At 54.8% G+C, this 11,492-nt stretch carries 8 protein-coding genes; 7 read left to right on the top strand and 1 reads right to left on the bottom strand.

From position 1 onward, the window contains the following. Positions 1–19: 19 nt before the first annotated feature. The 7 genes from BLT47_RS06880 (at position 20) to BLT47_RS06850 (ending at position 8,754) form a co-directional block, all read left to right on the top strand. A complete protein-coding gene (locus BLT47_RS06880) occupies positions 20–817 on the top strand; it encodes an ABC transporter permease (protein WP_244924511.1) in 798 nt (265 codons plus the stop codon). Between the two features lie 2 nt (positions 818–819). Next, positions 820–2,118 carry an ABC transporter ATP-binding protein gene (locus tag BLT47_RS06875; RefSeq protein ID WP_065414893.1) on the top strand — a complete coding sequence of 433 codons (1,299 nt, stop codon included), beginning with the start codon at positions 820–822 and terminating at the stop codon, positions 2,116–2,118. Positions 2,119–2,352: 234 nt separating this feature from the next. After that, positions 2,353–3,186, top strand: coding sequence for a rhamnan synthesis F family protein (locus BLT47_RS06870; protein WP_083330144.1), 834 nt, complete (start codon positions 2,353–2,355; stop codon positions 3,184–3,186). After that, the gene (locus BLT47_RS06865; protein ID WP_083330143.1) at positions 3,186–5,285 is read left to right on the top strand and encodes a glycoside hydrolase family 99-like domain-containing protein; all 2,100 of its coding nucleotides are present in this window, start codon (positions 3,186–3,188) and stop codon (positions 5,283–5,285) included. Before BLT47_RS06870 ends, BLT47_RS06865 begins: the two co-directional genes overlap by 1 nt. 184 nt (positions 5,286–5,469) lie before the next feature. Beyond that, positions 5,470–6,351, top strand: a complete 882-nt coding sequence (rfbD, locus tag BLT47_RS06860) for a dTDP-4-dehydrorhamnose reductase (RefSeq protein WP_074663133.1) — start codon at positions 5,470–5,472, stop codon at positions 6,349–6,351. 10 nt (positions 6,352–6,361) lie between these two features. Next, the gene (locus BLT47_RS06855) at positions 6,362–7,489 is read left to right on the top strand and encodes a glycosyltransferase family 4 protein (RefSeq protein WP_074663131.1); all 1,128 of its coding nucleotides are present in this window, start codon (positions 6,362–6,364) and stop codon (positions 7,487–7,489) included. A gap of 263 nt (positions 7,490–7,752) precedes the next feature. Beyond that, the gene (locus tag BLT47_RS06850; protein WP_256332573.1) at positions 7,753–8,754 is read left to right on the top strand and encodes a lysylphosphatidylglycerol synthase transmembrane domain-containing protein; all 1,002 of its coding nucleotides are present in this window, start codon (positions 7,753–7,755) and stop codon (positions 8,752–8,754) included. 74 nt (positions 8,755–8,828) lie between these two features. On the opposite strand, the gene BLT47_RS06845 is transcribed toward BLT47_RS06850, so the two are convergent. Continuing rightward, positions 8,829–11,072, bottom strand: coding sequence for a DUF7657 domain-containing protein (locus BLT47_RS06845; RefSeq protein ID WP_420865597.1), 2,244 nt, complete (start codon positions 11,070–11,072; stop codon positions 8,829–8,831). Between the last annotated feature and the right edge of the window lie 420 nt (positions 11,073–11,492).

Genomic DNA, 11,492 nt, shown 5'->3' with positions numbered 1-11,492 from the left:
CGTCCGGCAAAATCGATCATTGTCTCAGATCCGGACGCTAATAACTGCATTCGGGCAGCGTGATCTGAAAGCAAAATTCAGCGGTACCGCATTGGGCTGGATTTGGTCGCTCGTGGTGCCCATGGCCACCCTAGCGATCTACACCCTTATCTTCGGCGGGCTTTTCCGCATGGTTCCGCCCGGGATAGCTTCCCGGCACGAAGGCATTGGGATCTTCGCGGTCTGGCTTTTTGCCGGGCTTACCGTATGGGGATTTTTCCAAAACTCTGTGAACGCTGGCATTAACGGCCTCCTTTCCTCTGGAGGTCTCCTGCAAAAGGTGTACTTCCCCGCTTACGCGCCGGTGCTCGGTGCCGGCTTTGCTATCGGCGTACAGTCCCTTATTGAAGTGGGTATCTACCTGGCAGTTATGTTGCTGCTAGGCAACATTTCGTGGACTTGGCTCCTCATTCCTTTCGCGCTCGGGTTACTAGTGATCTTCACCTGGGGAGTGGCTACCGCCATCGCTATTTGGAATATTTACGTGCGCGATCTAGCCCATCTGGTTGGAGTGTTCCTGCAACTGGCTTTCTATGCCACACCGATTATTTATACCTCCACGATTGTCCCGGAGAGTTGGCACGGTATTCCGTTGCGCTGGATCATCGAATCTTCCCCAATGGCTGAATTTATCAATCTCTTCCGGGCCCTTACCTATGATCTGCGAGCCGGCACCTGGGAAGAATGGTTAGCCTGCCTGGCTTGGACCGCACTCGCGGCGCTCCTTGGCGCCTGGGTATACAGGAAATGGGGAGCGGACTTGGGAGAACGGATCTAAAGATGCAAACACAGGGAAACCAAGGTTCCGAGCACGATTCGGAATATGCGATCGTCGTCGAAAACGTGACGAAAAGTTTCCGCATGCAATCGGATCGCCGCGATACGTTCAAAGAACGTTTCGTGAAGGGGCGCTCCAAGCACGTCCACGAATTCCGCGCGCTAGATGACGTTTCCTTCAAGATTAAGAAGGGCACCACTTTTGGGCTCATTGGCCACAATGGCTCCGGTAAATCCACCATGCTAAAAATTTTGGCGGGAGTTTATCGGCCTACCTCGGGAAAAGTTCTTGTGGAAGACAAAGTGGACGGTCTCTTGGAGCTAGGCGCTGGATTCCACGGTGAACTTACCGGGCGGGAGAATATTTATCTCAACGGGGCAATCCTGGGCCGCAGCAAAAAGCAAATCGAAGACACAATGGACTGGATCATCGATTTTGCTGATATCGGACGATTTATCGATGAACCCGTAAAGGTGTATTCCTCCGGCATGACGGTCCGGTTGGGTTTTGCGGTAGCAGTAGCTATACAGCCCACAATTTTGGCGGTGGATGAGATCATTGCCGTGGGTGATGAAGAATTCCAGCGCAAATGTTTTGAACATATGCGGGAATTGCGGGAAGCAGGCACCACTATCGCCTTGGTTACGCATTCGCTTTCTTTAGCGAAAGAAATGTGCGACGAAGTAGTTTGGCTCGAACACGGAAAAGTCCGAAAAATCGGATCTGCTGATGAGACCATTTCCGCCTATGTCTCTGCTGTTAACGCGAAGGAGGCAGAGGCACGCATTCGGCAGAACCAGGAAATCGGTGATGATGAGTTCAAGATGAACCAGGGAAGTGGGGAACTTCGCGTAACTGGTGTGGAAATTATTGATGATGCCGGTAATCCCATGCCTTTCTTGAAATCGGGCGAGCCGGCAACGTTGCGAATCCATGTGCGTGCTGTAGAAACCCGGTACCGTGTGGAAGTTGGCCTGGGTTTTGCGGTTGCGAATGGAGTAACAATTGCGGGGCCCAATTCGCGCGTGGCGGGTAATTTGTATGATTTCGAAGTTGGCGAAACCTTCGTAGACTATCGTATGGATCACGTAATTTATGAACCCGGGGTTCTTTGGCTAACGGTATCCCTGGTGCGAGATGGGCATATTTTTGACTATTCAGATAGGCAAATTCAGCTCACCGTCCGCGCGGATTCGGTATCTGAACAGCCCGGTGTGATACTGATGCCACCAGGGCAATGGAGTAGTGCAGCAGGGTCCCCGATAGAAATATCTACGCAAAGGAGTGACTGTGACCGATAAGGACGCACAAAACGCTAGCGAAGAGCTAAGGCAGTTACGCGCCGCGCTGAGAGCTACGCAAGGTCAATTAGCCCAGGAGCGGTTGGCCCGGGAGGAAGTGGAAGCGCGTCTGCGCCGGTCCGAGCGACTACTTGACAATGCGTGGGAACAGTTGGCAACCTTGCGCAATTCTGATTCCTGGCGCGCAACTGCACCGCTGCGCTTGGCTAAGCGCAGGTTCGGAGCGCACTTGCGATGAGGGTATTCCACTGGAAAAACGGCGAGCTCGTCTCCGAAGCATCGCGCGGGCAAGTACGCATAGAACGCGGAGATATTGATGCTCTCGAATATTCGGAGCGGGTAGCCTTGATCGCCCAATACTCGGTTGGTGAAGCCCAACCGCGTTCCCTTTCCCGGTATTTGGAAGAACTTGCGCGCAATGATTTCCTGCCGGTTGTAATTTCGGTGGCACCATGCACTGGGAAATTAGAGTTCCCACATGGTTTACCGGAACAGACGATTATTATGCGCCGGCCGAACATTGGCTACGATTTCGGTTCCTGGGCTACCGCCCTCGGCGTTTTGCCACGGGTACGGGAAAAATCCGTGGTACTCCTGACGAATGATTCCATGCTCGGCCCCTTCGCCCCGCTCGCAGAAATCTTGAGTTGGGCGGCGCAACCCGGCATTCCAGATATTCGTGCACTAACCAGTTCATATCAATTTGCGCGGCATCTGCAAAGCTATTTCCTGTGTTTCCGAGGTGGCATTCTTGCCGATGACCCGTGGGTGGAATTTTTCAACTCCATTCGGGTACAACCCGGCAAAGACGATGTGGTGCTCCAATACGAACTCGGGGTGTCTCGCCTGGCTTTCGCGGAAGGATACTCCACAGAGGAGTTCGTGGCGGGCCCGGATTTAGGAGTGCCCTACGGTAACCCCACTATTGATGGGTGGAAGAAAATGCTGGATTGGGGCGTGCCCATGCTCAAGCGTACGATCATGACGCATCCGGCTACAGAACAAGAAGGTGCTGAAGCGCGTGCCTATATCGCGCGGAAATTCGGCGAGAATATTTCGGAGTGGTAATGAAGGACCGACGCAAGAACGCTATTGAACGCCGCCTTTCCTACACGGTGGCCCGTGCCCGGAACGCGGGAGCAAACCTACTCCGCTGGGGAAGTATTCATGGTTTGCGGACGGAGCACCCGGCCGATTTTGTGGAATACGTGGCCCGGCAGGGCGGGCGGCAAAATCCTGGTTTCCCGGAACAGTGGCGGCTAGACCCGCAGTTTGAGATAGCTAACCCAGCGCGGGTGGCAGTGGTTTTGCATTGTTACTACCCCGATTTGCTTCCGGAACTATTCGCCCACCTAGTGCACATTCCGGTGGAATTCGACCTGTTCATTACCAATGCCAGCGGGCAGGAACTGGATATTCCGGCTCAAATTAGCCAGCAGCATTGCCATACCCTCGTGGTCGAAGTGGAAAATCACGGGCGGGATATTTACCCGCTGGTACAGCTCGTCAATTCAGGAGTTCTCAACCCGTATGAACTAGTTTTGAAAATGCATACGAAGAAGAGTGCTTGGCGGGAAACACATGCCACCTTGGAAGGCAGCGGGCAGGTGTGGAAAGATCAGTTCCTTACCGATCTTGTGGGTTCTGAAGAAACCGTTCGTGGCATTCTAAATGCTTTTGCCGCAGATACTTCCCTAGGTACCGTTACCGCTCGCGATTCCATTGTGGGTAGCGAATATTGGGGTGGTGACCAGCGGTTGGTGGAACAGCTGCTGTGCCGTATTGAGCTACGAATTGATCCGGATAAGTTGCGTTTCGCTTCGGGATCTATGTATTGGACGCGCGGTTTCATATTGCAAGGTTTGCGTGCCTTTAATCTGCAGCGTCTAGATTTTGATGAGGAAGCCGGGCAAATTGATGGAACGACGGCGCACGCCGTCGAACGCATACTCGGGATTGTGACCGAGGAGGCGGGCCTCACGCTGGCAGAAACCCCGCAGCTTTTGGAGGTATCTGCGACCGATACCGAAACCGGAAAGGAAACAGACCATGCCGCTACCCCCGCGGATAATGGCTGGCAACGTTATGCGCGCGATGCTAGCCGGCAGGCACGGGCGCGGGTTATTCCTTTCTATTTGCCACAGTTCCATGATTCTCCGCATAACAACCGCTGGTGGGGGAAAGGCTTTACGGAGTGGACTAACGTAACTTCGGCGGTGCCTGCCTATGGCGGGCACTACCAGCCGAAAATCCCCACAGAACTCGGTTTTTATGATCTAGCACGCGATTCGGTGCGCCAGGCACAGCAAGAACTTGCCAGCGCGCACGGCATCGCCGGTTTCATGTACTACTACTATTGGTTCTCCGGAGAAAGGCTTTTGAACCTGCCGATTGAAAAGCTGCACGCTTCGGATATTCAAACCCCATATTGCATTATGTGGGCGAACGAAAACTGGACGCGGCGGTGGGACGGGCGTTCGCAAGACGTCCTCATCGGGCAGGATTATGATCGCGTTCCCGCGGAAGATTTCATTGATGACATTATGGAATTTCTGGCGGACCCGCGCTATATGCGTTACAAAGACAAGCCAATTATCGCGGTATATCGGCCCGGGCAGATGCATAATTTCCCGGAAGTAGTAGCCGAATGGCGCCGCCGGGCGCGGGCCGCGGGCGTGGGAGAACTGTATGTGCTGGCCGTAGCAGTAGCGAAGGATTTCGATTCTCTGGAAGGCACCGTGGAAGAAAACGGGCTGGATGGCACGCTACAATTCCCACCCCATAACCTGCCGTGGGTAGCTGGCCCGGCTGCGGAAGTGGGATTGGATTCGCGTTGGCGTGGAAACTTTATGAGCTATCAGGGTTCTCTGGAAGCGTCCATTGCGCAGGCACCGGAGCTGGAGGATCACGATTATCCGGGAGCTATGGTCACTTTTGATAACACTGCGCGGCGCCAGTGGCGGGCAGATACTTGGTACGGATCTAATCCCTACTCCTTCCGCCGCTGGGTGGGTGCCTTAATGGATACCTTGGCCGCGCGCGAACCAGCAGATCGGATGCTCTTCATCAACGCCTGGAACGAATGGGCGGAAGGCGCCGTACTGGAACCCACCACCCGATTCGGGAGGACTTACTTGCTCGCTCTTCGCGATGCGATCTACTCCTAGAGGTAAGAGCCAGTAGGAGTACCCTGGCAATTAGCCATTGGTTATCTTTTATTTAGTTGCTAGGTATGCCCCGCGCGTTCGGCCACATAATCGGTGGCATGGCGCGCGGGGCAATAATCAGCGCTAAACTTTCAGGAATTGTGCAGGTATAACGCTGCGCACCCTCGATCAAAGGACATGTTGAATGCGTTGGATCATTACCGGAGCGAAGGGAATGCTCGGTCAAGACCTCGTGCAGCGAGTGCTACGCGAGGAACATGATGTGGTTGCGCTAGATCGCAACGAGATTGATATTACCGATCCGGCAAGCGTACGGCAGGTAATTAAAGATGCGGATGTGATCGTTAACGTTGCCGCATACACCGCCGTCGATAAGGCGGAAGAAGAGGAAGCGGCAGCTTTCACCACGAATGCTACCGGGCCCGAAATCCTCGCTCGCCGGGCTGCCGAAATCGGGGCGAAGCTCGTGCATATTTCCACGGACTATGTTTTTTCGGGTGACGCCGTAGACCCTTATGAAGAAGATGGTCTTCTCGCCCCGCGTAGCGCATATGGCCGCACAAAGGCTGCCGGAGAGTGGGCGGTACGTACAAACACTGATGACTACTACATTATTCGCACTGCCTGGCTGTATGGCGCGCATGGCAACTGCTTCCCGAAGACGATGATCCGGCTCTCCCAAACCCACGATGAACTCACCGTGGTTACCGATGAAGTTGGCCAACCTACCTGGACTTGCGATCTGGCGGATCTGATTGTGCGGCTGGTTGCTGCCCAGGCGCCTTCCGGGATCTATCACGGCACGGCTTCTGGAAAAACCAACTGGTGGAATTTCACTCGGGAAATCATGACCTCGATCGGGAAAGACCCAGAAATCGTCAAGCAGACCACGGCTGCCGCTTTCAACCGTGCCGCTCCGCGCCCGCATTTCTCGGTGCTCGGCCACGACGCTTTGGAACGGGCCGGAGTGGAACCGATCGGTAACTGGTTAGAACGTTGGCGAGTAGCCGCTCCGGAAGTACTCGCGGATGTAACGCCGGCACCGGTATCAGAAACGGACAAGTAACGGAGTGTGTATGAGGGTTCTCGGCTTTGGTACCTACGATGTTTCTTCCCACCCGCGGGTTGGTATTATCCTCCGCGGCCTGGCCGAACATGGGGCAACGGTGCGGGAACTCAACGTACCACTCGGTATTGGTACCGCCGGGCGGGTGGATGCCCTACGTAATCCACTCGCTGCGGCGCGTTTCGGGGGCCGGCTCGCCTCCTGCTGGGGGCGCCTTGCCCGCCAGGCACGGCGTTTTCGCGGTGCCTGGCGGCCCGACGCCGTAGTGGTTGGTTACCTGGGCCACTTTGACGTGCTCTTGGCGCGGCGTTTATTCCCGCATTCGACGATCGTGCTGGATCATCTCATATTTGCCCGGGATACCGCGGCGGACCGGCAACTTGATGGGGGCCTGAAAAATACGGCTCTGGGAGCGCTCGATACGGCGGCTTTACGCAGTGCCGATATTATCGTGCTTGATACCCCGCAGCATCGGGAGATGGTTCCCACCGAGTTGCGGGAGCGCGCAGTGGTAGTACCAGTAGGTGCTCCCGAAGAATATTTCGCGGCTCGCCAGCAACGGCGAACTAGTGCGGACATAGCTGCCCGGCCACCACGAATTGTTTTTTATGGTTTGTATACGCCGCTACAGGGCGCGCCGCATATTGCGCGGGCTTTGGCACTTTTGGGTGAGGCCGGATACAAGGCCGAAGTAACCATGATCGGGGATGGCCAGGAACGCGGCGAGACAGAAAGTATTTTGGGCGCGGGCGTGGGAGATGTGCGCGTAACCTGGGAAAACTGGGTGGATGCCGCAGAACTGCCGGCGGTTATTGCCCGCCACGATATCAACCTGGGTATTTTTGGCACTTCGGCGAAGGCTTTGCGAGTAGTGCCAAATAAGGTTTATCAAGGAATGGCGGCCGGCCTCGCCACCGTTACCTCGGATACGGTTCCGCAGCGGGAAATACTCGGGGAGGCGTGCCTGTATGCCCAGCCGGGTAATTCGGAAGCTATCGCAGAAGCGCTTGCGGAACTTTTGGATAGTCCGCAAGTTTTACAGGATATGCAGCTTGCGGCGAGCCAGCTTGCCGATAAGACATTCCATCCGGCAAATGTGGCCACGCCTTTGGCACGCCGGCTCGGTTTAACCAGGTAGGTTTGTAAAGGGCCGGTAAACGGGCCCAATGGTAGATGCCAAGTGAACACGGCATCATAAGAGGACACAGCACCCCGTGCACACGGCAGTGGCGTTATCGGAGTAAACAACGCTAGCTGCGCAAGCCGCGCGAGCTGGCAACTAGCGCGAGCTGGCAAGTAGTGCAAGCGGCGCTAACCGTGCAAGTAGCTCTAGCTATGCAAGTAACGCTAGCTGCACAAGCCACGAGGGGCGTGCCTAAGCGCGGCAGAAAAGGAGTAAGCGTGGGTAATGCAATAAAAACCGCGGGCCGGAAAATAGTGGCATTCCTGCGCGGCCCAATCTTCCGGACGGGTTTTATGGTTTTGGCGGTGGTCGCGGCTATCTGGGCAGTGGTTGCTAATTGGGAAGAAGTGGTAGCGGCCGCCAGCCAACTCACTCCGATCACCCTTGTTTCGGCCTTCCTAATGGCGGTGCTCTACGTTCCCGCCACCATGCTTTCGTGGCGGGCGGTTATCAACGATATTGGGGAACCGGTGCCGCCGCGGGTGGCCCGCCGAATTTTCTTTTCCTCCCAGGTAGCAAAATACTTGCCCGGTGGGGTATGGAATTTCGTGGCCGCCGCGGAAATCGGGCGGGACTATAAAATTTCTGGCCGCCGTTCCTTCTTCGCACTCCTGATATCGATGGCAATATCAGTGGGAACCGGCCTAGTTTTCGCTCTTCTCGCGGTTATTTATGGGCCGGCAGAGATAATGCGCGAACATATATGGGTGCCTTATTTGCTCCCGATAGCACTGATTTGCCTCACCCCGTGGGTACTTAACCACCTGGTCAATATTGCTTTGCGGATCCTGGGCCGCGAACCTCTAGAACGCCCATTATCTGCCAGTGGTACTCTTCATGCAGCCGGTTGGGCTTGTGCTTCTTGGCTGATTATTGGCCTGCAACTGTGGCTTATGCTCATCGAATTAGGCATGGCCACCAGCATGGAAACTTATATTCTCCTGGTGGGCGGCTACGCCCTCGGGTGGATCGCTGGCTTCCTGGTCTTCTTTGTACCCGCCGGCATTGGCGTGCGGGAAGTTGCCCTTGCCGCAGTGCTTTCCACCGCGGTTGGCTACGGTGAAATTGTGGTGGTGGTGCTCCTTTCCCGCGTTTTTACTACCTGTGCAGACCTGCTTTTGGGGATCACCGCTTCGATGCTCATGCGTAAAGACAAGCACGCGCCGCTAACGCCCGGCCAAACCGGAACAGCCGATACCGGGCCGCAAAAAGCGCAGTAGATAAGCGGATAAAAGCGGCCGCCCCGGCAAGGTTTTTGCCGGGGCGGCCGCTTTCTCCGTTGGTGAGTCACGAATTACTGCTCGCGCACAATCTTGTAAATGTATTGCTGATTCTTTCGCGCCCGCTCCTTTACGTTTGCCTCTTCGAGAAGGGTACGCGTTGGTGTGCCGGATTTAACCGTGGGCGTCGGGGTAGGCGCGGCGCCTTCTGCCGGAGCAATCGTACGCGCCGTAGCTTCTGGTTCTTCTGGTTCGAAATACTCGGCCGGGGTGTTGTGTTCTGCCCAACGTTCAATTGTGAACGTCCCCGCGGGTTCCAGGCACTTAAACCCGCGTGTGCCCAAGTATCCGTCAGAAAGGTCGCGGGTGGAAACAATAGTCGTCAGATTTGGGAATCGTTGCGCTAATTCGCATGGGCTGAGCAGTACTTGCACCACATCGTAATTCGGGTTGCTGAAGATCGGCGTCGAATAACGAGACCAATCAAAGAAGATATACCCGCCACCACGACTCCAGTACTTCTTATGGCTATTATCCGGATCTAGTTTTTGCCATTCGGAATCTACCGGACCGGAACGTAGAAGCCCCGAGAGTGTGGGCACTCCGTTTGCGATAAGTAGTGCATTTCCGGCCATCGAATCGGCTACCCATAATTCGTCGTTAGCACGCGCTTCCTTTCCTGCTTCACGCAACATATTAGAGGCGTCTGTACCGCGGAAAGAGCCCAGTCCGAGCTGAATTGGTGGAGTTGCGGCAATACTGGAAATTCCAAGTGCCGCGGCGACCGCTGTAGTGATAGTCCGGCGTGGCCGATACACGAAAATGAAGGTTACCGCGGTGCCAATAAAGGCCCAGAAAATGACATCTTTATAGGAGAACCGGGGTAAATAACGAACCAAGAGTTCAGACCCGGAATGCATCAGTAGCAAGGCGACGACGGCGGAAGCAGCTAATGCCGTGCCCAGCTGGCCTTCCCGGATCTTGCTCAATGAAAGCATGAGCCAAACGGCTATGAGCGTACCTACCACTTCAACGGTGCGAGCCACCGGCACCGAATTGAGAAGTGGAATTTTTACGCCGAATCCGCCCGTTCCCACGAAGGACCAGCTGAACCAGATGAGACACCAAATGCCGAGCGCGATTTCAGGAAGTCGGTCAATGAGTTTTTGCCGCTGATAAACCAGCACTAAGACGAATGGAATAATGATAAGCAGGAAATTCCATGATGTTGCTAGCTCACTAATGTTACCGGCATAGGAGCCGGGCATCGGCACCGGTTTGACGTGCGTCCGGTTCAAGCCAAAGAGGAAGTTGGCAGAAAAAATCCAGCCCATATCTAGGGCCTCTCCGGTGGAGAGGCGTTGCCCCGGATATACCGCGCTAGAAAGAGCGGCAAGACCTTTTCGACCTTCCCACATGATTCCTGCTACCAACATTATTGTGCCAACGGCAGTACTACCTAAAAGTGTGAGGGACCGCCGATCCCAGCGTGTGAGGACCTTAACACCGGTGGCTAGCAGTATGCCCCCACCCAGAATCAGAGACCACACAAGGTAACGGCTCGCGATTCCAGCTAGCAAGATAGCCGCCAATACTCCAAGTAAGCCGGCAGGTTTCCAACTACGCCGCTCCGCGTAGCGCGCTGCGAGAAGTAGGCACACGCAACCAAGCACAGTGAAGCCCACTTGGTCGGAAATCTGGTGAGTCCACCACCAATTCGCGGGTGAGAAAACAGCAAGAAAAGCCGCTGCCCAACCTAGGTTCCACCTCCCACCCATGAGAACTATCCAGTAGGGCAAAGCCAGCAACAAAACTAATGTAGAAAGCCACCAGTTTGCGGCAAAGTGCTGTGCATCCGGAAGGAAATTAAAAACCTTGAGGAGCGTGGTATCCCAGAAAACCAAGTGTTGGATAGGCCCGATAGGGATTCGTTGCACAATGGAAGATTCTTCGGAAAGCGGGCCGGTGGTGGGCATGTCGCCGGTTTCCATCATGGAAAGTTCCATTGGGGTTCCAGCCATGAACTCATCAGATCTCATTGGCTGGGGTGGACCGATTGTTACCGAGTCCGGTCCGTTTCTAAATTGGTTGCCGAGCGAAGAAGTAGTTACCGCAAAAACAGACAAAAGTATATAAACCGCGATAACTACAACCGTCAAACGCCAGTGCCAGCGCGGGGCAGGAGGAATGGTCCACTCGGAGTTACGCCAAGAAGAGGTGCTAGAAGATGCTGGCTGCTTCGGCTTCTGAGACCGGCTCAGAAGTGATGGTGCTTGCAGCGCCGCAGATCGTCCCGAAGGTCCAGTTAACGTAACCACAGCAGTCCTCTCGCTCTCCTCATTCTTTAGCACCGAAAAAGTTTAGCAACTATTGACCAGGAAAAAGGGTCTGCATATGTGCAGGTGCTCATTTTCTGGCGCTGTGTCTGTGCATGGTTTTCGCCTGGGTAAATAATAGATGTTGTTTGACCCGCATTCTGTCCCTGAATATAGTGCTGAGACAATATTTCACTTACATGAATGCCGCTTTGTGCTTTCTGGAAACGATTTTTACCTATTTGTGCGACATGGGAGGTTTTGCGCATGTCTACTCGGTTTATTCGTTCGGTTTTGGTAGGAATGCTAACCATCGTGTTAATAAGTTGGACCTGACCCCCTGTTGGTGGACATAGGCTAGCCCCGGCGTTCAGCCGGAGAAAGGTAGTCTTCTACCATGTCCCGTAAAACATATTCCGCGCA

This window comes from Actinobaculum suis (assembly GCF_900102025.1).
Lineage (GTDB): Bacteria > Actinomycetota > Actinomycetes > Actinomycetales > Actinomycetaceae > Actinobaculum > Actinobaculum suis.
The sequence above is the reverse complement of the archived record's forward strand: the minus strand, read 5'-3'. Positions and strand labels throughout refer to the sequence as shown.